At 64.1% G+C, this 24970-nt stretch carries 22 protein-coding genes; 10 read left to right on the top strand and 12 right to left on the bottom strand.

Annotated elements, in window-relative coordinates; translation table 11 throughout:
* Positions 1–82 precede the first annotated feature (82 nt).
* Both AC5ZGW_RS24715 and AC5ZGW_RS24710 read right to left on the bottom strand, forming a co-directional pair.
* A complete protein-coding gene (locus AC5ZGW_RS24715; protein ID WP_207231086.1) occupies positions 83–889 on the bottom strand; it encodes an acetoacetate decarboxylase family protein in 807 nt (268 codons plus the stop codon).
* A 28-nt stretch (positions 890–917) separates the two neighbouring features.
* The gene (locus AC5ZGW_RS24710) at positions 918–1745 is read right to left on the bottom strand and encodes a phytanoyl-CoA dioxygenase family protein (RefSeq protein WP_130228128.1); all 828 of its coding nucleotides are present in this window, start codon (positions 1743–1745) and stop codon (positions 918–920) included.
* 296 nt (positions 1746–2041) lie between these two features.
* Between AC5ZGW_RS24710 and AC5ZGW_RS24705 the strand changes: the two genes are divergently transcribed.
* Entirely contained in the window at positions 2042–2824 is a 783-nt protein-coding gene (locus tag AC5ZGW_RS24705; protein ID WP_130228127.1) for an SDR family oxidoreductase, read from the top strand.
* A gap of 98 nt (positions 2825–2922) precedes the next feature.
* Here AC5ZGW_RS24705 and AC5ZGW_RS24700 read toward each other — a convergent pair whose 3' ends face one another.
* On the bottom strand, positions 2923–3660 hold the full coding sequence (locus AC5ZGW_RS24700) for an aspartate/glutamate racemase family protein (RefSeq protein ID WP_130228126.1): 738 nt from the start codon (positions 3658–3660) through the stop codon (positions 2923–2925).
* Between the two features lie 156 nt (positions 3661–3816).
* On the opposite strand from AC5ZGW_RS24700, the gene AC5ZGW_RS24695 reads away from it, so the two are divergent.
* Positions 3817–4110 carry a GYD domain-containing protein gene (locus AC5ZGW_RS24695; RefSeq protein ID WP_028168477.1) on the top strand — a complete coding sequence of 98 codons (294 nt, stop codon included), beginning with the start codon at positions 3817–3819 and terminating at the stop codon, positions 4108–4110.
* Positions 4111–4187: 77 nt separating this feature from the next.
* Here AC5ZGW_RS24695 and AC5ZGW_RS24690 read toward each other — a convergent pair whose 3' ends face one another.
* The gene (locus AC5ZGW_RS24690; protein ID WP_130228125.1) at positions 4188–5165 is read right to left on the bottom strand and encodes a DUF3280 domain-containing protein; all 978 of its coding nucleotides are present in this window, start codon (positions 5163–5165) and stop codon (positions 4188–4190) included.
* A 214-nt stretch (positions 5166–5379) separates the two neighbouring features.
* On the opposite strand from AC5ZGW_RS24690, the gene AC5ZGW_RS24685 reads away from it, so the two are divergent.
* Both AC5ZGW_RS24685 and AC5ZGW_RS24680 read left to right on the top strand, forming a co-directional pair.
* The gene (locus AC5ZGW_RS24685; RefSeq protein ID WP_130228124.1) at positions 5380–6792 is read left to right on the top strand and encodes a HAMP domain-containing sensor histidine kinase; all 1413 of its coding nucleotides are present in this window, start codon (positions 5380–5382) and stop codon (positions 6790–6792) included.
* Positions 6789–7451, top strand: a complete 663-nt coding sequence (locus AC5ZGW_RS24680; RefSeq protein ID WP_130228123.1) for a response regulator — start codon at positions 6789–6791, stop codon at positions 7449–7451. Before AC5ZGW_RS24685 ends, AC5ZGW_RS24680 begins: the two co-directional genes overlap by 4 nt.
* A gap of 29 nt (positions 7452–7480) precedes the next feature.
* Here AC5ZGW_RS24680 and AC5ZGW_RS24675 read toward each other — a convergent pair whose 3' ends face one another.
* Positions 7481–8158, bottom strand: a complete 678-nt coding sequence (locus AC5ZGW_RS24675) for an alpha/beta hydrolase family protein (protein ID WP_130228122.1) — start codon at positions 8156–8158, stop codon at positions 7481–7483.
* 187 nt (positions 8159–8345) lie between these two features.
* On the opposite strand from AC5ZGW_RS24675, the gene ybaL reads away from it, so the two are divergent.
* From ybaL to AC5ZGW_RS24660, 3 genes are all read left to right on the top strand, one after another.
* Positions 8346–10112 carry a YbaL family putative K(+) efflux transporter gene (ybaL, locus tag AC5ZGW_RS24670; protein ID WP_130228121.1) on the top strand — a complete coding sequence of 589 codons (1767 nt, stop codon included), beginning with the start codon at positions 8346–8348 and terminating at the stop codon, positions 10110–10112.
* A gap of 47 nt (positions 10113–10159) precedes the next feature.
* Positions 10160–10633, top strand: a complete 474-nt coding sequence (locus AC5ZGW_RS24665) for a hypothetical protein (RefSeq protein ID WP_130228120.1) — start codon at positions 10160–10162, stop codon at positions 10631–10633.
* A gap of 167 nt (positions 10634–10800) precedes the next feature.
* A complete protein-coding gene (locus tag AC5ZGW_RS24660) occupies positions 10801–11568 on the top strand; it encodes a tripartite tricarboxylate transporter substrate-binding protein (protein ID WP_207231085.1) in 768 nt (255 codons plus the stop codon).
* Between the two features lie 191 nt (positions 11569–11759).
* On the opposite strand, the gene AC5ZGW_RS24655 is transcribed toward AC5ZGW_RS24660, so the two are convergent.
* Positions 11760–12392: an HAD-IA family hydrolase gene (locus AC5ZGW_RS24655; protein ID WP_028167274.1), complete on the bottom strand. Its 633-nt coding sequence runs from the start codon at positions 12390–12392 to the stop codon at positions 11760–11762.
* Between the two features lie 115 nt (positions 12393–12507).
* Here AC5ZGW_RS24655 and AC5ZGW_RS24650 point away from each other — a divergent pair, with 115 nt between their 5' ends.
* Entirely contained in the window at positions 12508–13269 is a 762-nt protein-coding gene (locus tag AC5ZGW_RS24650) for a S1 family peptidase (RefSeq protein ID WP_165435397.1), read from the top strand.
* A 101-nt stretch (positions 13270–13370) separates the two neighbouring features.
* On the opposite strand, the gene AC5ZGW_RS24645 is transcribed toward AC5ZGW_RS24650, so the two are convergent.
* From AC5ZGW_RS24645 to AC5ZGW_RS24635, 3 genes are all read right to left on the bottom strand, one after another.
* Entirely contained in the window at positions 13371–15593 is a 2223-nt protein-coding gene (locus AC5ZGW_RS24645; RefSeq protein WP_130228118.1) for an acetate--CoA ligase family protein, read from the bottom strand.
* A gap of 150 nt (positions 15594–15743) precedes the next feature.
* Positions 15744–16331 carry a class GN sortase gene (locus AC5ZGW_RS24640; RefSeq protein ID WP_130228117.1) on the bottom strand — a complete coding sequence of 196 codons (588 nt, stop codon included), beginning with the start codon at positions 16329–16331 and terminating at the stop codon, positions 15744–15746.
* A gap of 189 nt (positions 16332–16520) precedes the next feature.
* Positions 16521–18788 carry a marine proteobacterial sortase target protein gene (locus AC5ZGW_RS24635; RefSeq protein ID WP_130228116.1) on the bottom strand — a complete coding sequence of 756 codons (2268 nt, stop codon included), beginning with the start codon at positions 18786–18788 and terminating at the stop codon, positions 16521–16523.
* A 185-nt stretch (positions 18789–18973) separates the two neighbouring features.
* On the opposite strand from AC5ZGW_RS24635, the gene AC5ZGW_RS24630 reads away from it, so the two are divergent.
* Positions 18974–19735, top strand: a complete 762-nt coding sequence (locus AC5ZGW_RS24630) for a helix-turn-helix domain-containing protein (RefSeq protein WP_130228129.1) — start codon at positions 18974–18976, stop codon at positions 19733–19735.
* A 7-nt stretch (positions 19736–19742) separates the two neighbouring features.
* On the opposite strand, the gene AC5ZGW_RS24625 is transcribed toward AC5ZGW_RS24630, so the two are convergent.
* The 3 genes from AC5ZGW_RS24625 to AC5ZGW_RS24615 all read right to left on the bottom strand — a co-directional run bounded on the left by AC5ZGW_RS24625 (position 19743) and on the right by AC5ZGW_RS24615 (position 23577).
* On the bottom strand, positions 19743–20456 hold the full coding sequence (locus tag AC5ZGW_RS24625; RefSeq protein WP_130228115.1) for a DUF1614 domain-containing protein: 714 nt from the start codon (positions 20454–20456) through the stop codon (positions 19743–19745).
* Positions 20457–20709: 253 nt separating this feature from the next.
* The gene (locus tag AC5ZGW_RS24620) at positions 20710–21933 is read right to left on the bottom strand and encodes an ABC transporter substrate-binding protein (protein WP_130228114.1); all 1224 of its coding nucleotides are present in this window, start codon (positions 21931–21933) and stop codon (positions 20710–20712) included.
* A 96-nt stretch (positions 21934–22029) separates the two neighbouring features.
* Positions 22030–23577 carry an acyl-CoA synthetase gene (locus tag AC5ZGW_RS24615; RefSeq protein ID WP_130228113.1) on the bottom strand — a complete coding sequence of 516 codons (1548 nt, stop codon included), beginning with the start codon at positions 23575–23577 and terminating at the stop codon, positions 22030–22032.
* A gap of 208 nt (positions 23578–23785) precedes the next feature.
* Here AC5ZGW_RS24615 and AC5ZGW_RS24610 point away from each other — a divergent pair, with 208 nt between their 5' ends.
* On the top strand, positions 23786–24922 hold the full coding sequence (locus AC5ZGW_RS24610) for an acyl-CoA dehydrogenase family protein (protein WP_130228112.1): 1137 nt from the start codon (positions 23786–23788) through the stop codon (positions 24920–24922).
* Positions 24923–24970 lie beyond the last annotated feature (48 nt).

Raw genomic sequence — 24970 nt, 5'->3', positions numbered from 1 at the left:
CAAAACCCTCCCTTGTGTGGTCCGCGCTCTCGCACGGATGGTTGCGCCCGCGCGTGCTTGGCGCGCGGGTCGATGTTGTCGTTTACGGAATCAGGCGCTCGATCAGCCGCCGGTCTTCGACCTCGAAACCGCCGCCATAGACCTCGGACACCATGAATTGCGCGCCCAGGATTTCCGGCTTGAGATCCGCGATCGGGTCGTATTCGCTCGCGTGCAGCGTCATCGAGGCGCGGCCGGGCAGCGGCGCGGAATATTTCAGCGGCGTGCGGCGATAAGCGATGTCGGCATAGGCCGTCTCCAGGCGCTCCGGATGCGGCAGGCGGCGGACATGGATTTCGCCGGCGGGCAGCTCGTTGCCGTCGACGATGCGGACGACCGGCGCCTTCGGATCGGGTGTGAAGGAAAAGTCCGCCAGCGCAATGCCGCGCCGCCTGACCGATCCGTTGATCGAGCCGTCCGGCTGCTCATTGAAGGTGTAGTGCGCATCCTTCTTGGTGTAGCCGAAGACCTCACGGCCGGCGCAGATCCCCATCGGGTCGCTGCAATACATGAAGATATGCGTCTCGGTGAACAGGCCCTTGTAGCGCACGGGAACGGTGATCATCAGATCGAACATCTGCCCGGCATGCACCGCCAGCGAATGGCCCGGCGACACCATGAAACGGAAAGCGACGCGGTCGCTCGCGATCTCGAATGGGGTATCCGCAAGCAGGCTCGCCACCTTGCCCGGCGCGACGCGCGTCATGATCTCGACCGTCCGCAACGTGCAGCCCCACTCCACGGGATAGGCCGGCGAGTAGGGTGGATTGACCCCGCTGTTCGGCTTCAACCGGTAATCGCCGAACATACGGCGCCGGGGATCGTTGGGATCGGTAATCAGGTCGGTCATCTGGGCTTGCTCTCCATCGGCGGCATGCTCATCGCATGGCGCTCGCTTGCGTGTTCCGCATCAAGACCTTCTGCTGGTCGCCCATGACGTGGGCGTGGAAGGCTATCGCGGCCTCGGACAGGTCGCTCTCCGGAGCATATTCCGGCGCGAAGTTGCTGTAGCGATCGACGCCACGCACCAGCGTGGCGCTGTCGTTCGTTCCCACCACCTGCCGCACATGGGTCGGCAGATAGCGGATGGCAAAGCCGATCCGGCGCTTGCCCGATGGGTTCGGGTCGCTGCCATGGATCAGGCGGACGTGATGCAGCGACATCTCGCCGGGCTGAAGCTGCAGCATCACCGCCTTGCTCTCATCGACGTCGACCGCGATCTCCTGCCCGCGCGTCAGCAGGTTGTCGGTCGCAAAGGTGTCGCGGTGGGCGACCTGCTCCAGCGTCTGGGTATCGGGAATGACGCGCATGGCGCCATTCTCGGCGGTGCTTTCGGACAGCGCGACCCATGCGGTGACGATATCGGCGGGGTCGAGTCCCCAATAGGTCGAGTCCTGATGCCAGGAGACGAAGCCGGGATCGCGGGCCTCCTTGATGAAGAAGGTGGAACTCCAGCAGAGGATGTCGGGGCCGATCACGCTTTCGACTGCATCGAGAATGGCCGGATGGCGGATCAGGCCATCAAGCCAAGTGAACAGCAGATGGCTCTTGTGGCGCATCGATCCCTTGAGCAGGCCGTACGCGGCCTCATGCGCCTCCAGTTTCGTGCGAATGCCTTCGACCTCGCCCGCCGACAGGACCCTGATCGGCGCGTAGTAGCCGTGCTCACGGTAGTGGTTGATGGCAGCTTCGGGCAGGACGGCCATGGTTTCCTCATTTCATATATGTCTTCTTATTTGCATATATGAAATCAGATTTCAAACCCGAGTCAAGCCATGGATGGGCGGTTCCGCGGGTCCCGATTGCGTCCGAATCGGGACTAGAGTGTTTTCGAGCGAAGTAGGCACCGGTTCGCGTGAAGAAGACGCGTCAAAACAAGAATCTAGCGTTTCGGTTCTGATTCAATCAGAACCGAAGCGCTAGAAGCGCCATCCAGAAAGCGGTTGCCAGCCCCGCTAGGTGGCGAAAAGATGGAGTCAAACCGAAGAGGGAGTGCTCCGTCGTGCATGTGAAAGACAAAGTCTGCGTCGTGACCGGAGCGGCTGGCGGTATCGGCGAGGCCGTGGCGCGGGCCTATGCTGAGGCTGGGGCCCGCGGCGTTGTCGTCGCCGATCTCAAGACCACGCGCGAGCGGCTCGCGAGCGTCGCCGGCGATATCGACGGGCTGGCGGTGACCGCCGATGTCGGGCTGGAAGAGGACATCAAGGCGCTGGTCGCGGCGGCGGAAGCCAAATATGGTCCGGTCGACATCTTCTTCTCCAATGCCGGGCTGTCGCGCAAGGGACAGGAGACCGCCTCCGATGCTGACTGGGATGTGAGCTGGCGCGTGCACGTGATGAGCCACGTGTTCGCGGCGCGGGCGCTGGTGCCCGGCATGCTCGCGCGCGGCTCCGGCTATCTGCTCAACACGGCGTCCGCCGCGGGTCTCTTGGCGTCGCTGAACTCGATGCCGTATGGCGTGACCAAGAATGCCGCGGTCGCGCTCGCCGAGCATCTTGCCATCCAGTATAGCGACCGCGGCATCCGCGTCTCCGTGCTGTGCCCGCAATCGGTGCAGACGGGCATGACCACGCCGGGCCCGAGCGCGGCGCGGGTCGATGGCGTCATGCAGCCGGCCGAAGTCGCGCGCATCGTGATCGAGGCGATGGCGGAAGAACGCTTCCTGATCCTCTCGCACCCGCAGGTGCAGGAGTACATACAGCGAAAAGCGTCCAATCGTGACCGCTGGCTCGCCGGCATGCGCCGCTTGCGCGACCGCATCTACGGCGCGCCGCCAGCAGCGTAGACACTCTTTCCGTCATTGCGAGCGAAGCGAAGCAATCCATGGTGCCGCTTGCGGAGATATGGATTGCTTCGTCGCTGTCGCTCCTCGCAATGACGGGCTCACACACCCTTCGGCGCGAATTGTTTGAGTAGGCCCATGTAGCCCTTCGCGGCTGGAAGCGCGTAGGCGCCGCGGCGCGAGGTCGTGAGCTTGAGGCCGACCAGCGCCTCGGCCTGCTTCACCGCGGCGGCCACGCCATCGATGACGGGGACGCCGAATTTCTGCGACAGTGCGGCCGCAAGATCGGCCATGCCTGCGCAGCCCAGCACGATCGCCTCCGCGCCGCGGTCCAGCGCCTGCTCGATCTCGGCGCGAAGCTTTTCCTCCGCGCCCGAGCCCGGTTTTTCCAGATCGAGCACCGCGACGTTGCATGCTGTCACCGAGACCCGTTCGGCAAATCCATAGCGGCGCACCAGCTCTTGCAGCGGCACGACCGAGCGCGGCAGCGTGGTGACGATCGCGATGCGCTTTGCGAGTTGGCCGGCGGTGACCAGCGCCGCCTCGCAAATGCCGACCACCGGGAATGGCGCCGCCGATCGCGCCGCATCCAATCCGGTGTCGTCGAAGCAGGCGATGATGCCGGCATCAGCGTGCTGCGCGCCGAGTAGCGCCTGGATCAAGCCGGGGACCGCGAAGGCCTCGTCGTAATATCCTTCGATCGAGACCGGTCCCATCGCCGAGGTCACGGCAGCAATCTCAGTGCCGGGAGATGCCACCGCGCGCGCCGCGGCGGCGATGGTCTCGGTCATCGTGACGGTGGTGTTGGGATTGACGATCAGGATTCTTGTCGGTGCCATGGCGTCATCGTAGCCAAATTGAAGCCGCCTGGCAAAATTGGTCACGTCCCATGACCTTCCTCAAGGAGCCTGTGGCCGCTTGCGGGCCGCTGTGGCATGCTCAGCGCGACTTCCTCATGCCAAGTTGCACAGGGTCCTAACCTAGGGAGGACGGCCATGGTAACTTATGTCGTGTTGGCGAAGTTCACCGATCAGGGAATCCGCAACGCCAAGGACTCTCCGAAGCGAGCGGAAGCTTTCAAGGAAATGGCGAAGACGTTCGGCGTGACGGTGAAGGAGATCTGCTGGACCCAGGGGCGATATGACGTCGTGACCTTCCTCGAGGCGCCGGATGAGTCGTCCGCCATGTCGCTCAGTCTCAGCCTTGGCGCCCTCGGCAATGTTCGCAGCGAGACACTGCGGGCGTATTCGGCGGCCGAGATGACGAAGATCATCGGCAACATGCTCTGACATCACTGCTGTTGCCAACGCGGTTGTTCGGGCCGCCGCCGGCCGGCGCTCCGAGGTGGCGCGTCGTGTGCAGCCGCTTACTGCTGAGCCTGCCTCTCGAGCAGGTGATCCTTGACCAGGCGCACGGCGCCCCGCCGCCACGAATAGTCGGCGCCCATGCGAAGCCCGCTGTCGGCCCGCGAAACGACGGCGCCGGTCCTGATGTCGCGGACTTGAAATCCGATCGTGTATTCGGTGCGGCTGACCCGCCGCACCACGCCGATCAGCGATTGATCCGCGCCGAGTTTCAGGGCGATGCCGGCTTCGCAGCCGCCGCAGTCGCGCAGCGTATGCGTCTTGACCGCTTCCGCGTTCGTGCCGCTGCTCTCGATCACCCGGTAGCGGCCCGATTGCGCGAGCAGTTCGCGAACGCCATTGGTGGCATCGGCCAATTGTGCCGCATCCGAAGCCGCGACACCGCTTGCCTGAGCGGCGGCAGTGGTATCTTCCAGCTCGAAGTCGAACACCGCAAGCGCGATAGGCGCAGACGCAATTGCCGCAGATGCAGCTAGCTGCGCCGCAAGTGCCGCACGAATGTCGCGGGACAGGAAGGTCTCGGCGCGATCCCACGCCTCGTCATTGTCGCCCCGAAACGTGTAGCGCCTTTCGAACAGGATACGGTTGGTGCCGACGTCGATGACCGCCGCGCTTGCGAACTGGACCAGGGTGCTCATCTTCTGCACCGCGCCTGTGATCAGGACGTTGGCGCCGCCTTGCGCCGCGGCCTGCATGCGCTCGGCGGACGTCGCCCGATCGTCCGTCGAGGGCGGGACGAGGCGGTAGTGTCCGTCCGCCTCGACGTCGCGTCTCAGCCCGGCCATGAACGCCTGCACGCGCTTTTGATGGGCGGCGGTCTGATCGATAGGCTCGCCCGAGGTGTCGAGATAGCCGAAGTCTTCAATCGTGACGCCCAGAGTCCGGGCTGCGGGCGCTCCGGTATCGGCATTGGCGGAACCGAACCCCAGCAAGAGCCCAAGCACGGCAACGGTGAGCAAACCAAGACGGGATCGGCGCATCGGCGGACCTTTCAGTGATCATGCGGGCGTCCAGGCTATGCCGACCAGGCCCACCGCTGAAGCTGAGCCCTCCCGACGGTAACCGGGAAAACTTCACGACGTCATTCTCGGGTTGCGAGCAGCGCTTTCCGCCGCTTGCATTCTGCCGTTAAATGTATGGGTCCCGCTCGTAGAGCGGGAGTCCAAAGTTGTCCGCGCGAGGGGGATCCGCAAGATGTGGGACCACAGGAGCGATCTGAAGGTACGGTTGATGCTGCGCGTTGCAGCCGTATCTGCCCTCTGCTTTGCGGCCATCTCGGCCTATTTCCTCATCGACGCCGATAGGTCCGTGCGGGCCAGGACCAATGCGATCGCCGACGTCGCGGCAAAGACGCTGGAGCTGCAGCAAAACAAGATCCAGTGGGTGAACAATCCGCGGCCCGAATTTCCCGACCTCGACAATGTCGCGACGGCGGTCATAACGCCCGGTCTCTGTCTTGCGTTTCGCGCCAGCGATGGCGATATCCGGCAGCGCTTCTGCGGCGGCGCGCCGAACGAGGACAGCGCTCCGCCACAAATATTCGCTGCGTTCTATCGCAGCCTGTTCGATCCCGGCCGCGAGGCCACGCGGCCCGTGATGTCTCGCGGCGCCATCATCGGCGAAGCCGTCGTCTGGGTTGATCCGGCCGTGCTCACGGCCGGGGCCTGGCACGAAGCGGGCCGTCTGATGACCGTGCTCGCGCTCGCGCTGCCGTTATTGTGCGCGCTGGTCTATGCGGCCCTTGCACGCGCGCTGCGTCCGACGCGGTTGATCCGGAGCGGTCTCGAGCGGATCGCCGCAGGCGACCTCACCGCGCGCCTGCCGCCGTTCGATCTTGCCGAGCTTTCGACCATCCGCGACGTGTTCAATCACCTCGCGGAGAGCCTCGGCACGGCGCTGTCCGAGCGCAGCGAATTGACCCGCAGGCTGATCGCGCTGCAGGACGAGGAGCGCCGACATCTGGCGCGGGAGTTGCACGATGAATTCGGGCAGTCGCTCGCCGCGATCCGCGCGCTGGCGGCATCGGCCCGCCATACCGCGGGACAGGATTGTCCCGCCATGCTCGCCGAATGCGACGGCATTGCGCGCATTGCGACCGACATGATGGAGACCCTGCGCGGCGCGCTGTTCAGATTGCGTCCGCCCGACGTCGAGGAACTTGGACTGGCGGCAAGCCTGGAAGGTCTGGTCGCCGGCTGGAACGGGCGCAGCCGGGGACAGCCCCGCTTCGAAATCATTTTTTTCGGTCGGTTGGAGAATACGCCTGCGGCGGTCAGCGCCAATCTCTACCGCATCGTGCAGGAAGCGCTCACCAACGCGGCCAAGCATGCGGGCGCGACGCGGGTCATGCTACGACTGAGCATGCGTGAGGCGGAGGCTCCCTCGAATGAGGGCGCTACAATCGAGCTCGACATCGAGGATGATGGCCGGCTCGGCGATCCCGCCGTCAAATCCGGAATGGGTTTGCTCGGGATGCGCGAGCGCGTCGCCGCCCTCGGAGGGCGGCTGAGCTTTGAAGCCGGGCAAAACGGCGGCTCCGCCTTGCGCGTCGTTATTCCCGTCGCGCCGTCCGGACAGCATGGCGCCAGCCTGGAGCGTGCGGCATGAATGGCAGCGGCCACGCCATCATGCTGGTCGACGATCACGCCGTCGTTCGCGAGGGCTATCGCTCGGTGCTGCAGAAGCAGCCGGGATTGCGCGTCGTTGCCGAAGCCTCCGATGGCGCCGAGGCCTATCGGCTGTTCAAGGCCACCGAGCCCGACCTGGTCATCATGGATCTGAGCATGCCCGGCATCGGCGGCATCGAGGCAATCAGGCGCATCCGGCAATGGGACAAGCGCGCCAGGATCCTCGTGTTCACGATGCACCAGAACGCGGCCTTCGCGGTGCAGGCGATCCGTGCCGGCGCCAGCGGCTATGTCACCAAGACAAGCCCGCCCGAGACGCTGGTGCACGCCGTGATGGACGTTCTGGCCGGAAAGATCGCCATCAGTCCTGACATCGACCATGAACTGGCGCTCAGCCGGCTTGCTGGCGAAGCCGCTGCCGCGGATGTTCTCTCCGCGCGCGAATTCGAAGTGCTGCGCATGCTGCTGGCCGAGAGGACGACCGAGGAAATTGCCGCGGCGCTTCACATCAGTCCCAAGACGGTGGCGAACCTGCACTCCCTCATCAAGGACAAGCTCGGCGTCGGCTCGGATATCGAGCTGGTACGGCTGGCGCTGCGGCAGGGGATATTGACGCAGATCGATCTGGGAGAGGCGTGAGGGGAGCGCTCACTGAACGGAAGGCGCCTTCAAAGGACCGAATCCACCCACGCTGCGAATGCATCGAGCACCTCGTCCATCACCTCGCGGTCGTTGCGGCCTGAACGGACCAGCACATGGAAGGAATGATCGGCTTCCTTCACCAGATGCAGCGTCGCCAATGATCCGAGCTCCTTGACCACCGGCTCGAGCAGCTTCAATTCCGCCAACGCATCGCGCGTGCCCTGCAGGAACAGCATCGGGATTTTGATATCCGCGAGATGCTTTGCCCGCTCGGTGGATGGCTTTCCGGCTGTATGCAGCGGGAAGGCGAGAAACACCAGGCCGCGCACACCGGCAAGCGGCTTGATTGCCTGAGCCTGCGAGGTCATCCGTCCGCCGAAGGATTTACCGCCGGCAAAGATCGGCAGCCCGGCGCACCGCTCTGCAGCTTCCGCCACCGCGGCGCGCACGGTGGCATGCGCAATCGCGGGCGGATCGGGGCGCTTGCTGCCTTTCTCCATGTAGGGGAACTGGTAACGCAACGTCGCGATGCCGCGCGCGGCAAGGCCTGCGGCAATCGCCTCCATCGAGGCATGCGTCATGCCGGCACCGGCACCGTGGGCAAACACGTAAGTGGCGCGCGCCTGCGGCGGACGAAGCAGCAGCGCCGAGACCGCGCCGGCATGTTCGACTTCGATCCTGAGGGACTGCGCATCGGTTTCCATCGGGGTGGTATGTAGCCCGGGTGGAGCGTCAGCGTAACCCGGGACGCTCGTAAACGTTGATGCAGAGGTCCCGGGTTGCGCTGCGCTCCACCCGGGCTACGGGGCCAATCAACACGAGCAGCACGTGCGACACGCCGCCACAAATGGTCCGCGAGACATCGGCGGCAGATTGTGCGAAAAGCCCAAAATGCTGCATGATACGCCACTTATCGCGACCATTGTCGCAGGGCTTGGGCTCGCTTTTGTGTTCGGTGCCCTCGCCCAGCGGTTCCGACTTCCACCATTGGTTGGCTATCTGCTCGCGGGAGTTGCGGCCGGTCCGTTTACGCCCGGCTTCGTGGCGGACCAGTCGCTGGCAACGGAGCTGGCGGAACTAGGCATCATCCTGCTGATGTTCGGGGTGGGCCTGCACTTCTCTCTCAACGATCTCCTGTCTGTCCGCGCCATCGCGCTGCCCGGTGCCGTCGTCCAGATCGCCGTCGCGACGCTGATGGGGCTCGGACTCGCCCTGGCCATGGAATGGTCAGTTGGAGCGGGCCTCGTGTTCGGGCTGGCATTGTCGGTCGCCAGCACCGTCGTGCTGCTTCGCGCGATGCAAGAGCGGCGGTTGATGGATACCGATCGCGGCAAGATCGCCGTCGGCTGGCTGATTGTCGAAGATCTGGCGATGGTGCTCGCGCTCGTGCTGCTGCCCGCGCTTGCGAGCGTGCTCGGTGGCAACGGCGATGCGCAGACCGCCGGTCCGCTCGCGGCGCGCCTTGGTCTTGGACTCACGGGCACATTGTTGCTCACAGTCGCCAAGGTCGGCCTGTTCATCGCCCTGATGCTGGTGGTGGGGCGCAGGCTCATCCCCTGGATCCTCCACTATGTTGCGCACACCGGCTCCCGCGAGCTGTTCCGGCTCGCCGTGCTGGCGATCGCGCTCGGCGTTGCATTCGGTGCGACCAAGCTGTTCGACGTTTCGCTCGCGCTCGGCGCCTTCTTCGCCGGGATGATGCTGACGGAATCCCCGCTCAGCCAGCGCGCCGCGCAGGAGTCGCTGCCGCTGCGGGACGCTTTTGCGGTGCTGTTCTTCGTTTCCGTCGGCATGCTGTTCGATCCGATGAGCGTAATCCGCGAGCCGTGGCCGCTGATCGCCACGCTCTTCATCATCACCATCGGCAAGTCGGTAGCAGCCTTCCTGATCGTGCTGGCGTTCCGGCACCCGGTCTCTACGGCGTTGACGATCTCGGCCAGTCTTGCCCAGATCGGTGAGTTCTCCTTCATCCTGGCGGAGATCGGCGTTGTAACCAATCTGCTTCCCAAGGAAGGTCGCGACCTGATCCTGGCCGGAGCGATCCTCTCGATCATGCTCAATCCGCTGATCTTCGCAGGCGTGGACTGGCTGATAGCGCGCCATGATCGGGACCGGTCATCGGGGGAGACAGCCGCTCCTGCCGCCCGCGAACCGATCCCGGTCACGAGCCTGACCGATCACGCGATCCTGGTCGGCTACGGCAGGGTCGGGAACATCGTCGGCAGTGCCATGAAGGAGGCGGGCCAGCCGTTCCTCGTCATCGAAGATGCCGATGCGGTCGTCGCCGGGCTCAAGCAGAACAATATCGAGGCGATCATGGGCAATGCGGTCCGCGCCGACGTGCTCGCCGCCGCCAATCCGTCCGCCGCCCGATATCTGGTGGTCGCGATTCCCGAAGCGTTCGAAGCCGGACAGATCGTTCAGCAGGCGCGCGTCGCCAATCCACAAATCCGGATCATTGCCCGCGCCCATTCGGATGCCGAGGTCGATCATCTCACGCGACTGGGCGCCGATACCGTCATCATGGGCGAGCGCGAGATCGCACGGGCGATGATCGAAAGCCTGCAGCGTGTGCCCGACATGCGGCAGATGGAACCGCAGCACGCCGCGACCATGATCGCTCTGCACGGTGTTCCAAATGCCCCGGCAGATCGCTAGTATGCCGCTGTCTCGCGTGGGAACGCAGCCGACAGAAGAGGGACAGAATGGGCGCGCTGGCGGAGCTGAAGCGGATCATCGAAACCGAATCCATCGATGGGATCCACTTGTTGAACAGTCCGCACGACAACCCGATTTGTTCGCTCTCATATGACGAAAGCATACCCTGCATCGCAGTGGTGTGGCGGAAATACGCGACCAGCGCCCAGCTTCGCTTCGTTCATGAGATCATCCTTGGCATGCTCACGCAGCATGCCGCCGACAGGATCCTGGGCGATGATTCGGACCTGCCGATCGTCCACGCGGAAGATCAGAAGTGGATCGTGGAAAATTGGCTGCCGCGGGCGCGCGCGGCGGGTCTCAAGGCCGTTGCCACTGCCGTGTCGCTGACATTCTTCGGCAAGGTCTCGATCGGAAGCATTCATTCGAAGCTGGCTCGGGAAATTGCGATCAAGGACTTTCACAACATCCACTCGGCCCGCATGTGGCTCGGCAGCCTGAGCCCGCAACAATTGGCATAGCCGCGCCGAGCCTTACGTCACTTTGTGCGGGAAAAAGCGATGCCCTTTCTCCTCTAAAGCGAGCGTCATTTCGCGGCGCGCTTCTCGACGTGCGTCGCGAGCCAGTCGATCAGCCAGTCGGCGACCTGCAGATTGTTCTTGTCCTGCATCAGCATGTGGGAGTTGCCGTGAACCGGCGCGGCAATATCGCGACCGGCTTCGTCGCCAAGTCCGATCCCGACGGCTACAACGTCTTGATCGCTGCCAACAACCTCGCGACCAATGAAGCATTGTTCGACAGCATGCCGTTCAACGCGGAGAAGGACCTGGAGCCGGTCGCCCTGGTCGGCTATTCGCCGTTGATCCTGGTGGTGCAGCCGCAATTCGTGGCCAAGACGGTCAAGGACCTCGTCGACATGGCCAAGGCGACGCCGGACAAGCTCACCTTTGCCTCCGCCGGCGCCGGCACCTCGGGCCATCTTGCGGCGGAGATCTTCAAGCAGGTGACCGGCATCCAGGCGCTGCATGTGCCGTACAAGGGCGGCGCGCAGGCGATGGTCGATATCATAGCCGGCCGCGTCTCCTTCATGTTCGTCGATCCCGTGCAGGGCATGCCGCAGATCCGCGCCAACCAGCTCCGTCCCGTCGCCGTCAGCTCGCGCGAGCGACGGGTGCTGTTGCCGGATGTCCCGACCGTCACCGAGGCCGGTTTCCCCGGTGTCGAGGCCACCGTCTGGTGGGGCTTCCTGGTTCCGGCCGGCACGCCCAAGGAGATCGTGTCGCGGCTGAACAAGGAAATCGATCTCGCGCTCGCCGATCAGAAGGTGAAGGACAGCCTTCGCGAGATGGGCGCCGTAGTCAAAGGCGGTTCGCCCGAGGACTTCCGCGCCTTCATCAAGTCCGAGACCGAACGCTGGGGCAACATCATCCGCGCCGCCAAGATCAAGGCCGAATGACTCGTTGGCGTTGCAAGCGCGCTCGGTCTCACCTCGCTCCGCTTGCGGGGAGCGGTCGACATTCAAGCGCAGCTTGAATTTCGGGTGAGGGGAACTCTCCGCGAGTCCATCTGTCACGGTGTTTGCGCAGGCTGTCTTTCACCCCAACCCTCCCCCGTAAGAACAGGGCGGAGAGAGGGAGAAGTCCGTGCCTAGCGCAATACCAGCCCGGTTGCCGCCTCAAGCTCGGAAATCGCCTGGTCCGCGCTGACCACCTTGATTGTGGTCATGCCCATTTCGCGCGCGGGCTTCAGGTTGACGCCGAGATCGTCGAGATAGACGCAATTGCTCGGATCGACCTTCAGCGTTTCTACCATCAGCTTGTAGATGCGCGGATCGGGCTTGCGCAGGCCGATCTTGGCGGACTCGATCACGTGATCGAACAGCGCCATCACCTCGGCGACATAGAGTGTGCGGCCGCTTCTGCTTCCGATCGCGTTCGCCGGCAGATTGTTGGTGATGCAGCCGGTCTTGAATTTGGCATTGATGCGCTTCAGCGCTTCTACCATTTCAGGGCGTAGGTCGCCCTGCAGCAGCGGCAGCACGTCCCTGCCGCGCACCTCGGCGCCGAGCGCCAGCGATTCGGCGGCGAACAGCATATCGAAGGTTTCGATATCGATCTCGGCGCGCTCGAATTTCGCCCAGGCGTTTTCGAGGTGGTTGGCGGCGTTGGTGCGGCGGACGATGTCGGCGGGCAGGCCGCGTTCGGTCTCGAACCGGGTGAATGCCTCGAACGGCGAGGTGGTCAAGACGCCGCCGAAATCCCAGATCACTGCCTCGATCATTTCCTGCTGCCTGCCGTTATGTGTGTTGACCGAGCCGCTAACATGGATCGATTTACGGAGCCAGCCAGAATCCGCCGGCTTGGCGATGCGCGCGGCGCAAGCTATTGCTGTGCCCATGAAAGCCTTGCTCGCGATATCGGCAGCGCTCGCGCTGCTCGCCTCCACGCCGGCCTCCGCCATTGTCGGCGGCGGCGTGCCGTCTGCCGAAGGCGTCGGCCGCTCCGTCATCACCATCGTCGGCTCGCGCGGCAATTTCTGCACCGGCGCGCTGATCGCACCGAAGGTGGTGCTGACGGCGGCGCATTGCGTGCAGCCCGGCGCGGACTACAAGATCGTCGAATATGGCCCGGACCGGCAACCGCAATTGAAGGATGTGAAGAGCATCGCGATCCATCCCGCGTTCAGGATGGACGCCATGACGTCCCATCGCGCCACGGCTGACGTCGCGCTGCTGCAGCTTGCCGCGTCCGCCGCCGGCAAAGCGCCCGCCGCGCTCGGCGCGCCCAACATTCCGGTTGTCGTCGGCAGCCGCTTCACCATCGCAGGGATCGGCGTCACCGTGCGCGGCGATGGCAAAAGCGGCGGCATGGTCCGCGTCGCAGGCCTGATCGCGACCGGCCAGCCGGGCACGCTGCAGATCCGCCTAGTTGATCCGCTCGCCAAGGGCGCGCACGACGGGCTGGGGGCCTGCACCGGCGATTCCGGCGGCCCGGTATTCGAGGATAAGCAGACCGGGCCTGCGATCATCGGCGTCATCAGCTGGTCGACGGGGCCGAACAGTGCCGCCGGCTGCGGCGGCATCACCGGCGTCACGCCACTGACGCTGTATCGCGACTGGATCTTGCAGACCGCAAGGCAGTGGGGCGCGGGGTTCTAGCTCCTGGCGTCATTGCCGGGCTTGACCCGGCAATCCATCCTTCCCACAAGACTCATTTCTCGATGGATGCGCGGGTCAAGCCCGCGCATGACGAGAAGAGATCAATGCCCCGCCGCTTTATTTGCCGCGGCGTTGTTCAGCACGATCAGCGCATCCACCGCAACGCCCAGCTTCGTGTTGATCAGGAACGGATTGATGTCGATCGAGGCGATGCGGTTGCCGGCATCCGCGATCAGGTTGGAGAGCCCGACCAGCGCCTTCACGGCGGAGGCTTCGTGCAGTGCCGGCCTGCCGCGATAGCCCTTCAGCTTGATGCCGGCTTTTGTCTTCGCGATGAGCTGTTTTGCTTCTTCCGCGTCGAGCGGCGCGCCGGCAAGCGCGACGTCCTTCAATAGTTCGATGTCGATGCCGCCGGTGCCGAACAGCACCACGGGGCCCATCTCGGCGTCGAGTGAGGCACCGACCACGAGCTCCAGATCGGCCTTGACCTGCTGTGCGATCAGGATGCCCTCGAGCTTCGGCTTGTTCTTCAGCTTTCTGACCCGCGCCGTGATGTCGTTGAACGCCTTCTTCACCTCGGTCGCGCTGTTGAGGTTCAGCACCACGCCGCCGATATCGGACTTGTGCAGGATATCAGGGCTGACCACCTTGGCGACCACAGGGAAGCCGATCTTCCTGGCGATCGTCGCAGCTTCAGTTGCCGTCTGCGCGATCTCCTCCTTCGAGATCGGAATGCCGTACGCCTTGAGCAGCTTCTTCGACGCGACCTCGTCGAGCGCAGCCGTGCCGTTGGCGCCGTTCAGCGCCTTCTCCAGCATCGCGCGCGCGGATGCTGACGAGCTCGAGACGATATCAGGTACTTCCTTGCGAAGCTGCGCGTATTCGATCAGCGACTTGATCGCGCCGACCGCGCGGTCGAGCCCCTGCAGCACGGCGACGCTCTGCAGCGTCTTGCGCAGCGCCTTGGTGTGCTCGGTGAAGCCGATCGACATCGCGCTGATATAGATCACGGGCTTGCCCGCCTTGGCAGCCATCTCGTTGACGATGCGAAGATTGCGTTCACGCAATTCATGCGGCGCCTTCGGCAGTTCGGCGTCGATGATGACGATGTCGGTATCAGGGTCATCGATCATGATCTTGATCGACTTGATGTAGACGGAGGGATCGACCACGGCGGCAAAGCCGGCGTCCAGCGGATTGCCGACAATGCTGCCGGGACCGAGCATCTTGGCGAGTTGCTCGGTCGCGTTCGGGCTGAGCGGCGCGAAGTTCAATCCGGCCGCATAGAACGCATCGATCAGCAGTCCGCGCTTGCCGCCGGACAGCGATACCGCGGCGAGCCGGTTGCCCTTCGGCAGGTCGGCATGCACGAAGCATTCGGTGGTCTCGATCAATTCATCGAGGCCACGGACGCGGATCACGCCTTCGCGGGTCGAGATCGCGTCAAAGGTTTCGATCGAGCCGGCGAGTGCGCCGGTATGCGCCATCGCCGCGGCGCGGCCACCCTCGGAGGCGCCGAGCTTGAGCGCGATCACCGGCTTGCCGGCGGCACGCGCGGCCTTGCAGGCATCGCGGAACGCCTTCGTGTTCCGCACGCCCTCCAGGTACACCACGATGACGCGGATGCTCGGGTCAGTGGCGAAATAGGTCATCAGGTCGGGCGTGGTCAGCCCGCTCTCGTTGCCGGTCGTCACCATGTAGCCGACACCGACGCCACGATCCTCCAACGTCTGGCGGATCGCCATCACGATCGCGCCGGATTGGCCGGCGATCGCCACCGGCCCGGCTTCCATCGTGACGATGCGGTCGTCGATATTGGTGAAGAGGTTTTCACCGGCGCTCAGGTTCCCAAGACAATTTGGTCCGGTAACGGCAAGCCCGGTCTCGTGCACCGCCTTCTTCAAGTCCACCGCGAGGCGTTGACTTTCTTCGTCCTGCAACTCGCTGAAGCCGGAGGTGACGATGGTCGCCGAGCGCGCGCCGGCGGCAGCCGCATCGCGGATCACCTGCACCGCAAAGCGCGCCGGCACCAGCACCAGCACATGATCTGGCTTGTCGGGGAGGCTCGCAAAATCCTTGTAGCAGGTGACGCCCCAGATCGTCTCGCGCTTGGCGTTAACCGGATAGAGCCCGCCGCGGTATCCGTATTTGATCAGGTTGTTCCAGATCCGCTCGGCGTAATTGCCGGGCTTGTCGGTGGCGCCGACCAGCACGATGTTGCGCGGGTGCAGCATCGCATGAATCTGCTTGACCACGTCGCTGGCATCACGCGACGGCGACCATTTCTCAGTCGGAGCAGACGCGGGGCTGAATTGAGCTTCCATGGACTCTGCCTTGTCGTTTCCTGTGGCGCTGCAGCGAACACTGTGCGCCATGTTTTTTTGCTATTTCTATTGAGCCCTGCGCGGCGTGGCAACTCACCTTGGCTGCATGCCGCTACGCTTTGATGCGATATCCCACCGCGCGGACAATATTCACGGTGTTGTCATCCGCGAGGAGCCGGATTCGATCATCGTCGCGTGCAGGAGATAGCGTTCCGGCCCCGATGTCAGCGCGTCGAATGGCCAACAGGTCGAGAGCACCAGCTCGTATTCGTTCGAGAGCGGATCGATGCCGAAGGCATCGAAGCGCACCACGGAGCTTCTGTCGGCGCGATAGCGGAAGGTCTTGCCGTCGCTGCGGGTGATATCGATCGCGTCCCCGATGACGACATCTTTCAGGAAACGAAAATGGGTGTCGCGATGCGCGGAGTAGACGGCAACGCCGCGTTCGCCGGCGTCGGGTGTGAGTTCGACATGGCCCGGGCCGAAGGCGAGCGCCTGACCGCTGGAGCCCGCCAGCACGATGGTGCTGGCATCGAGCCGCTTCACCTCGATGCGTGCGACCGGCCAGGTATCGGCCCATGACCATGGTTTCGTCGGATGCCCGGTCGCGATGGTTTTGGTGAAGGCGCGTTCGAGCAGGACCTGAGCGAGGAGGGCTTTGGCGTGGATGTAGGCGCCCTGGCCGAACAGGATAAGGCCGGGAAGGGCGAGGAGGAAGGGGGCAAGGAAACGCGACATTTGACCGATACTCCGTCGTCATTGCGAGGAGCGCAGCGACGAAGCAATCCATCTCTCCGCAAGTGGTGGCATGGATTGCTTCGCTGCGCTCGCAATGACGAGTGTGGATAAAGTCCCGCGCGCGGCCTTCGGGACGGGAGGCCGCGCGCGCCAAGAGGAGGTGGGGGCGCCTCCTCTTGGCATTCGGCGTCAGTGGGCGAAGTTCTGACGCCGGATGAATGCGAACAGGAGCAGGCTGAGCGTGAGCAGGATCGCGCCCGCGATCATCTTCAACTCGGCGTCGGTCGCGGTCTTCGGCAGCTTGACCGTGTCGGGCGCCTGCACCACTGCCGGGCGTTTCAGGGCCGCGAGCTGCACCCGGCCATCGCCTTCCGCGCGCCGCTCGATCGGTGCCACGGGCAATTGCGGGCCATCGCCGAAGACCTTTGCGAAATCCCAGCCGGCGGGCAGGTTGAGCGGCAATTCGCTCACTTTCAGCGGCTCGCCATCGGGCCGGCTCGGAGTCTTGTCGACCGCAACCAGGCTGGTGAGCCGGGTCACGAGCTGATGCTCGAGCGCCAGTGCGAGGATGGTCTTGTCGGCATCGTCAGGACTCGCCTGCCGCGTGGTGCGCGCAACCTCGGCATCGTCGATCTTGCGCCGCGCCCACAGCTTCGACAGGCCCTTGCCTTCGGCGACGTTCGCCAGCGGCAGCGTCACGAGCCAGGGGCGATCGCCGATGCGGCCCTTGGTCTCGACCGAGCCTGCGAGCTTGTCGAGCCTAGCCGCCAGCACCAGCGGCTCGCCGCGATAGAGGTCGGGAAGGATCGCCGGCGTGATCTCGGCATGCGCCTCGGAGAATTTGGCCGAAAGATTGGTCACCGCGGGATTCTCGAGCTTGGCGAACAGCGCGCGCATGCGCTCCTCGACCTGGTCGGTGGAGCCGATGTGGGTAAAGGCGCCGCGGCCAAGCTCGGCGGCGCGCGTCATCAGATAGGTGTTGGGCGCCGAGCCGATGCCAACCATGAAGATACGCGAGCGGCCGCGCATCGCCGTGATCGTCTCGAACAATTGCTGCTCGTTGCCAACAGCGCCGTCGGTCAGGAACACGACCTGGCGGACATGATCGGAATCACCATCCGAACGGTCTGTCAGCGCCGCCCGCATCGCCGGCACCATTTCCGTGCCACCATTGGCCCGCAGCGCGCTCACGAAGGCGGTGGCGCGGCCGAGATGCTCGCTGTCGGCCGGCACCGCTGATGGAAACAGCGCGTCCATGGTGTCGTCGAAACGGATCACGTTGAAGCGGTCGTTCGGCTGCAGCCGTCCGAGCGCGTAAATCAGGCTCGCTTTTGCCTGCACGATCGAGGTGCCGCCCATCGAGCCGGAATTGTCGATGACGAAGATCACTTCGCGCGGTCGCGGCTTCTGCTCGGCCTCAATGACGGCAGGCGGGGTGACGAAAGCGAGCAGATAGTCGGCGTCGCCGACATGCTCGCGGAACAGGCCGACTGATGGCGCCTTTTCGGCGGCAGGCTTCCAGGTCAGTTCGAAATCGCGGTCCGCCGGCACGAGCCCCTCGGCGAGCTTGATGAGCCGCGTCGCATCGTCGACGTCTTCGATCTTCACGATGTGATGATGGCTTTTCACCTCGCCGAGCGGAAAGCCAGCCTGCAGGCGAACGGTGATGTTGGTTGGATTGACCGGCGCATGCTTGGCCGGGTCGAGCACCGTCGGCGTGATGCGGTCGCGATCGGGAACGGGATCGGACTTCGTTGCACCCCAGCCGCCGCCATCGGGGCGGAGGTCGACGCTCTGCACGATCGGCGCGGGATTGTAGCGTGGTGCTACCACCATCGGCACGCGCAGCGAGAATTCGTTGCCGGACTGCTGCACCGGCTCCTGATATTCGATCTGCACCAGCACGGTCTCGCCCGGGCCGATATTGGCGACCGAGTTGGTGAAGATGTTCGGCCGCTCCTGTTCGGTCAGCGCGGCCTTCTGGCCGTTCCGTTTGGCCTGCTCATAGATCACGCGCGCTTGGCGGCGCTCCTTGATGTCGCCGACCACGATGCGATCGCCGACCACCATCTTCAGCGTGTCGACTGCGCCGCCCGTCGGTAGCGGATAGACGTAGACCGCTTCGACCCAATCCTTGGTTGGGTTGCGGAAAATTTGCGTGACGCGGGCGCGGATGGTGGGGCCCGACACCGTGAGGTCGACATCCGTGCCGAGCCTGACGGCGTCGTCATAACCCTCGTCGGTCTTCAGCAGCAGCGACCCGGAACGGGCATCGCCCGGCTTGATGTACGCTGCCGGTGGCTTGATCTCTGCCGACCGGGCGGGCGCGAAGTTCACAAAGAGTGCTGCGAACCCGATCATGAGCGCGACAATGCCTTCCGCCAGAAAGAATAGCGCTATTCGCATCCTGCGCGACAGGCGCGGGCGGCCGGTCGCGATACAATCGCACGTCGTCATTTCCTTCTCCCGAGGGACGTCTTGGATACGCAAAATCTTCGGGAAAGTGCGTCGAGGCGCGAGCAGAATGATCGGCATTGTTCAGCCGCGGCAGGCGCCGTACGCCGCGCCGTCGGCGGCTTTGTGCGGTTTTGTGCTGAAATGTACGGTCTGGTAGAGTTGGCGTGAATCAGCATGGGGTGACGATGCCGACGCCGGACAAGCAGCTTTCCGAGGAACAAAGTCGGCAGATCGCGGAGCTGATCCGCGAGGAATTGGCGCGCCGGCGCATCTCGCGGCAGGCGCTGGCCGAGCAGGCCAAGCTCAGCCTGTCGACGCTGGAAAAGGTGCTGGGCGGGCGCCGCCCGTTCACGCTGCAGACCACGGTGCGGCTCGAACAGGCACTCGGCGTCTCCTTGCGCAAGGTCCAGCCGGCGCCGGCGATGCCGGTGGTCAATGGCGAAGTCGCGCCCGACGGGCTGGGGGCCTATTCGCGGCGGGCGGTGCAGTGGATCGAGGGCACCTATCTCACCGTCCGGCCCTCGTTCGGGGCCAAGGACGCGGTCTACGCCTATCGCACCGAGATCGCCTGGGATGACGCCGTCTCGTCGCTGATTTTTCGCGAGGGCGAGCGGCTGGATGCCGCCTACACCCAGTTCGGCGAAGTCGCCGTCCCCAACCAGTCCGGCTTCGTCTATCTCGTCACCAACCGGCACGGCCAGCATCGCCTGATCACGGTGTCCAGGCCGCGTAACACCGGCGAGATGTACGGCATCATCACCACCCTGCTCGCCGGCCGCGGCTCGCTGTTGACGCCGATCGCAGCTCCGATCGCATTCGTGCCGATCAGGAGTATCGCCAATCCCTCGGTCGGGCGGGTCTCGCCCGATGACGAGAACTACGCGCTCTATCGCGAGCATCTGCGCCGCACCGTCGACGAACCGTTCGCGATCTTCCTGCCGGGTTAGCGACGCGCTACGAAGTGCGGTGCAGCGGCGAGGGTGAAACGATGGCGGCGAGCAACACCGCGAGGATGCCGGTCAGGAACACGCCATCAAACGTGCCGGCGCCGCCGATCGAGGCGATGGGCGCGCCCAGGCTGCCGATCTTGTCCAGGTTGAGGATATCGGCGCCGATCAGCGTTCCGACTGAACCTGCGATATAGGCGAGCGGCGCGGCATAGATACGCGAGAGCAGGAGCGCGATGATCGCGACGCTGACAACGGGCACGAACACCGGCACGGCGATGCCGATGCCCGGCACCGGCGTCGCCAGCCAATGGACGATGAAGGCGATGATGGCGGTGCCGATCGCGGCCCTGACCCAGAGCTCGTATCTGACGACCAGGTAGATCGACATGAATGTCGGAATCACCGCGCCGCCGACATTCACGGCCAGGATCGTGCTGGGCGCGGTCACCAGCGGCACGACATAACGCATGCCGAAGAAGTCGACGATCTCGCCGGATCTCACCGGCGGTCCCGACAATTCCGTGATCGGAATATTGACATAGCTGCCGATCAGCGAGCCGAACAGCAAAAGGAACGCAGCTCCTGGACTGACACCGAGGCTCAGATAGGCATAGCGGAGAATACGGAGCTGGATCAGGATCACCAGCACCAGGGCCAGGAACACCAGGATCGAGAACGATCCCGGTGTCATCGGCAGATAATGCATCTGGCTTTCCACGATCGGCGGCTCGCTTTGTTGGGCCACTCGTTCAAGTGGGGAGCCGTCCGCACGATCTCAAGGACGACACGCACTCCGGCCCACCTCGCCCGCTTGCGGGGGGAGGTCGAAATTCAAGCGCAGCTTGAATTTCGGGTGAGGGGGAGCCTCCGCGAACTCATCTGTTAGCGTGCTCGCGGAGAGAGGCGCCCCTCACCCCGACCCTCTCCCCGTAAGAACGGGGAGAGGGAGGACTGACGTCATCGATTCACGACTAACCACCCGTCTCGGCGCTGATGATGTCGCCGAACAATTCCCACGGCCCCTTGGTGAACCGCATCATCTTGAGCTGCTCGATGGGGGCGAAGTCATTCGGGCCGGTGTTGATCTTGATGCCGGGGATCAGCGTATCCGGTGCGAAATCCTTCAGGCTGGCGGCCTGCTTCATCACATTTTCGCGGGTGAGATTGTCGCCGCACTGTTTCAGCACCTGCACCAGTGTTTGCGCCGCGGCGTAGCCATAAACGGTGTTGGTGTCGGTGACGTTGGCGCCCGGCATGTATTTATCGATGAACGCCATGAACTTCTTCATGCCCTCATCGTCCTTCCATTGCGGGTCGGACGCATCCTTGAGATAGCCCGCCGACAGCACGCCTTCGGATGCATCGAGACCGGCCGGCTTCATGACAGCGCCGATCGAGATCGAGACGTCGGTCATCAGGTGCATCGGCTTCCAGTCCAGTTCGGCGATCTTCTTGATCGCTTGTGCTGCGAATTTCGGCGTCGCGATGTTGACGAAGACGTCGGCGCCGGTGCCCTTCAGCTTGACGATGTGGGAATCGATCGAGGGCTCGGTGGTCTCGTAACTCTCCTCGGCCACGATGAGTTTTGCGGCTTTGTCGCCGAAGATCTCCTTGATTCCAGCAAGATAGTCTTTGCCGAAATCGTCATTGGCATAGAAAATCGCGACCTTGGCATCGGGCTTGTTCTTGAGAATATATTTCGCGAAGATCCTTGCTTCGACCCGGTAGCTGGGCTGGAAGCCCATGGTCCATGGAAAATCCTTCGGATCGTTCCACTTGCTGGCGCCGGTGGCGAGGAAGAGCTGCGGCACCTTCTTGGCGTTGTGATATTTCTGCACCGCGGTCTGGGTCGGCGTGCCCAGCGCGTTGAATACCAAAAACACCTCGTCGCCTTCGATCAATTTGCGGACCTGCTCCACCGTCTTCGGCGGCGAATAGCCGTCGTCGTAGGAGATCCAGTTGATCTTGCGACCGTTCACGCCGCCCTGGTCGTTGATCATCTTGAAATAGGCTTCCTCGGTCTTGCCGATGATGCCGTAGGCCGAAGCCGGGCCGCTATAGGCTTCGACATTGCCGATCTTGATTTCGGTGTCGGAGGCGCCGGTGTCGTATTTCTTTTGCGCGAATGCGGCTTGGGTCGAGAGCAGGGAGAAGGCCGCGACGGCAGCAAGCAAAGCGATTTTCTTGTTCTGCATAAAGCAATTTCCTCGGGCTTTTTGTGGTTGGGGACGAACGCACGAAAATCGCCACCGGTCCCGGCAGGCGGCGGCGAAACCTGTCAGCGTGTCACGTCACGAAGCTTGCGCCAGACCGGTCGGCTTCTGCTCGGCGAATTGCTTGCGCAGCGTCGGCTTGTGGATCTTGCCGGTCGCATTGCGCGGCAGTGCCTCGACGAATTCGATGATGCGCGGGCATTTGAAGCGCGCCAGATTGGCCGTGCAATGGGCGTGGATATCCGCCGGCGTCAGCGTCTGCCCCGGCTTCACTGCGACGATCGCCATGCCGACCTCACCCCATTGCTCATCGGGAATGCCGATCACCGCGGCCTCGGCGAGCGCCGGAATCTGGTGCAGCACGTTCTCGACTTCGGCCGGATAGACGTTCTCGCCGCCGGAGATGTACATGTCCTTCCAGCGGTCGACGATGTAGTAGAAGCCCTCCTCGTCGACGCGCGTCGCATCGCCCGTATGCAGCCAGCCGTCGGTGAAGGAGGAGGCGTTGGCGTCGGGCCGGTTCCAGTATCCCGGCGTGATGTTCGGCCCCCTGACCCAGAGCTCGCCGAGTTCGCCCACGGCAGCGTCGGTGCCATCGGGACGCACGATCCGCACTTCCGTGTGTAGCACCGGCTTGCCGGCGGAGCCCGCCTTGCGCGCGGCATCCTCGCGGTCGAGCGCCATCACCGCGGGCGAGGTCTCGGTCATGCCATAGCCCTGCTGCAGCGCCACGCCGCGCGCTTCCCATACCTTCAAGAGCGGCACCGGCATCGGTGCGCCGCCGACGCCGCCGATGATCAGCCGGCCGAAATCGGCGCTCGCAAACGACGGATGCTGCGCCATGAACTGGTAGATCGCGGGCACACCGAAGAAGGCGTTGATGCGCTCAGTGGGATCGCTGATCAGCCGCAAGGCTTCGCCAGGATCGAAGGCGCGCATGATCAAGACGGTGCCGCCGGCATGCAGCACCGGGTTGGTGTAGCAATTGAGCCCGCCGGTGTGGAACAGCGGCAGCACGCAGAGGAACACCGAGGATGGCGAGATGTAGGCGAGGCCGCCGAGATTGACGCAATTGAAGAACGTCATGCCGTGGGTGATGATCGCGCCCTTCGGCTGCCCGGTCGTGCCCGAGGTGTACATGATGGTCGAGATGTCATCGAGCGTGACGGGCTCGAATGTCTCGATCGGCTGCGCCGCTGCGATGCCTGCCTCGTAGGAGCCATCGGGGCCGAGCCGCAGGGTCGAAGACACATTGCAGAGCCTGGCGACACTGAGCGCGGTCTCGGCGAGGTCGCCATCATGGATCATGACTTTCGGCGAGGCGTCGCCGACAATGAACTGCAGTTCCGGTACCGTGAGGCGGGTGTTAAGCGGCAGGAATACGGCACCCAGGCGCCCACAGGCGAACTGCACTTCCAGCGTGTCTGATGTGTTCAGCGCCAGCACCGCGACCCGGTCGCCGCGCGCGACCTTGAGCTGATCGCGCAGATGCGCAGCCAGCCTCGAGATCCGCGCATCGGATTGCGCATAGGTGAAGCGTCGGTCGCTGCCGAGGTCGACCATCGCGACCTTGTCAGGTGTCCTCAGGCCATGATGAGCGATCCAGTCGTAGTAACGAACCGGCACATGTCCCTCCCACGGTAAGCGGTCTGGCGCCGCCTGATCATGATCCGCAGGGTACCAGTGGACGGGCCGAGGCTGGAATCTGTCTTGCGTTTAGTGGCTGGACCGAGGGTAGGATCGGCGTCCATTCGCCGCCGGCAGCCACTTGACGCAAGTTGGCGCGGCGATTTCCGGACATCGTTCCGGACACAGGAATCGACGGAGCAGAGGGATGGCGAGCCCATTCTACAGCAGCGAGCACGAGGCCTTTCGCGAGGCGGTGCGCCGTTTCGTGCAGAAGGAGATCGAGCCTTACGCCCATGAGTGGGACGAAGCGGGCGAGTTTCCGCGCGAGCTCTATCGCAAGGCTTCCGAGATCGGTCTGCTCGGGCTGGGCTTCCCGGAGGAATATGGCGGCATTCCCGCCGACCAGTTCATGAAGATCGTGGCCTCGCAGGAACTGGCGCGGGCCGGCGCCGGCGGCATCAGTGCGAGCCTGATGAGCCACACCATCGGCTCGCCGCCGGTCGCGCGCGCTGCCCGTCCCGAGGTCAGGGCGCGTGTGCTGCCGGAAGTGCTGCGGGGCGAGAAGATTTCCGCGCTCGCGATCACCGAGCCGAGCGGCGGCTCCGATGTCGCGAACTTGCGCACCAAGGCGAGCCGCGACGGCGATTATTACATCGTCAGCGGCGAGAAGACGTTCATCACCTCGGGCGTACGCGCGGATTATCTCACGGTCGCCGTGCGTACCGGCGGCGAGGGGCCCGGTGGCGTCAGCCTGCTGCTGATCGAGGGCGATACGCCCGGCCTGTCGCGCACCAAGCTGAAGAAGATGGGCTGGTGGGCCTCCGACACTGCAACATTGCATTTCGACGAGTGCCGGGTGCCGGCCGAGAACCTGATCGGCGAGGAGGGTCAGGGCTTCAAGATCATCATGCAGAATTTCAACAGCGAGCGCATGGGCATGGCGGCGAGCTGCACGGCTTACGCGCGCGTCTGCCTCGACGAGGCGATCGCCTACGCCAAGGAGCGCCAGACCTTCGGCAAGCCGATCGCACAGCACCAGGTGATCCGCCACAAGATCGTCGACATGGCGCAGAAGGTCGCCGCCTCCCAGGCGATGCTGGAGATGCTGGCCTGGCGGCTGGAGCAGGGCGAAAGCCCGGTCGCCGAAATCTGCATGATGAAGAACCAGGCGACCCAGACCATGGCATTCTGCGCCTCCGAGGCGGTGCAGATCTTCGGCGGCGCCGGCTTCATGCGCGGCATCAAGGTTGAGCGCATCTACCGCGAGGTCAAGGTCAACGCCATCGGCGGCGGCACCGAGGAAATCATGAAGGACCTCGCCAGCCGGCAGATGGGATTGTGACTAAACACGCTCCGTCATTCCGGGGCGCGCGCAGCGCGAGCCCGGAAT

The organism is Bradyrhizobium sp. Crot121 (assembly GCF_059512385.1).
The sequence above is the reverse complement of the archived record's forward strand: the minus strand, read 5'-3'. Positions and strand labels throughout refer to the sequence as shown.

Excerpts from the sequence above, each read along its gene's own strand:
- AC5ZGW_RS24635 (WP_130228116.1), bottom strand. The coding sequence starts at position 18,788 with ATGACGACGTGCGATTGTATCGCGACCGGCCGCCCGCGCCTGTCGCGC.
- AC5ZGW_RS24715 (WP_207231086.1), bottom strand. The coding sequence starts at position 889 with ATGACCGACCTGATTACCGATCCCAACGATCCCCGGCGCCGTATGTTC.
- AC5ZGW_RS24690 (WP_130228125.1), bottom strand. The coding sequence starts at position 5,165 with ATGCGCCGATCCCGTCTTGGTTTGCTCACCGTTGCCGTGCTTGGGCTC.
- AC5ZGW_RS24655 (WP_028167274.1), bottom strand. The coding sequence starts at position 12,392 with ATGATCGAGGCAGTGATCTGGGATTTCGGCGGCGTCTTGACCACCTCG.
- AC5ZGW_RS24680 (WP_130228123.1), top strand. The coding sequence starts at position 6,789 with ATGAATGGCAGCGGCCACGCCATCATGCTGGTCGACGATCACGCCGTC.
- AC5ZGW_RS24650 (WP_165435397.1), top strand. The coding sequence starts at position 12,508 with ATGAAAGCCTTGCTCGCGATATCGGCAGCGCTCGCGCTGCTCGCCTCC.
- AC5ZGW_RS24685 (WP_130228124.1), top strand. The coding sequence starts at position 5,380 with ATGTGGGACCACAGGAGCGATCTGAAGGTACGGTTGATGCTGCGCGTT.
- AC5ZGW_RS24700 (WP_130228126.1), bottom strand. The coding sequence starts at position 3,660 with ATGGCACCGACAAGAATCCTGATCGTCAATCCCAACACCACCGTCACG.
- AC5ZGW_RS24610 (WP_130228112.1), top strand. The coding sequence starts at position 23,786 with ATGGCGAGCCCATTCTACAGCAGCGAGCACGAGGCCTTTCGCGAGGCG.
- AC5ZGW_RS24630 (WP_130228129.1), top strand. The coding sequence starts at position 18,974 with ATGCCGACGCCGGACAAGCAGCTTTCCGAGGAACAAAGTCGGCAGATC.
- ybaL (WP_130228121.1), top strand. The coding sequence starts at position 8,346 with ATGCTGCATGATACGCCACTTATCGCGACCATTGTCGCAGGGCTTGGG.
- AC5ZGW_RS24640 (WP_130228117.1), bottom strand. The coding sequence starts at position 16,331 with ATGTCGCGTTTCCTTGCCCCCTTCCTCCTCGCCCTTCCCGGCCTTATC.
- AC5ZGW_RS24695 (WP_028168477.1), top strand. The coding sequence starts at position 3,817 with ATGGTAACTTATGTCGTGTTGGCGAAGTTCACCGATCAGGGAATCCGC.
- AC5ZGW_RS24620 (WP_130228114.1), bottom strand. The coding sequence starts at position 21,933 with ATGCAGAACAAGAAAATCGCTTTGCTTGCTGCCGTCGCGGCCTTCTCC.
- AC5ZGW_RS24710 (WP_130228128.1), bottom strand. The coding sequence starts at position 1,745 with ATGGCCGTCCTGCCCGAAGCTGCCATCAACCACTACCGTGAGCACGGC.
- AC5ZGW_RS24665 (WP_130228120.1), top strand. The coding sequence starts at position 10,160 with ATGGGCGCGCTGGCGGAGCTGAAGCGGATCATCGAAACCGAATCCATC.
- AC5ZGW_RS24645 (WP_130228118.1), bottom strand. The coding sequence starts at position 15,593 with ATGGAAGCTCAATTCAGCCCCGCGTCTGCTCCGACTGAGAAATGGTCG.
- AC5ZGW_RS24675 (WP_130228122.1), bottom strand. The coding sequence starts at position 8,158 with ATGGAAACCGATGCGCAGTCCCTCAGGATCGAAGTCGAACATGCCGGC.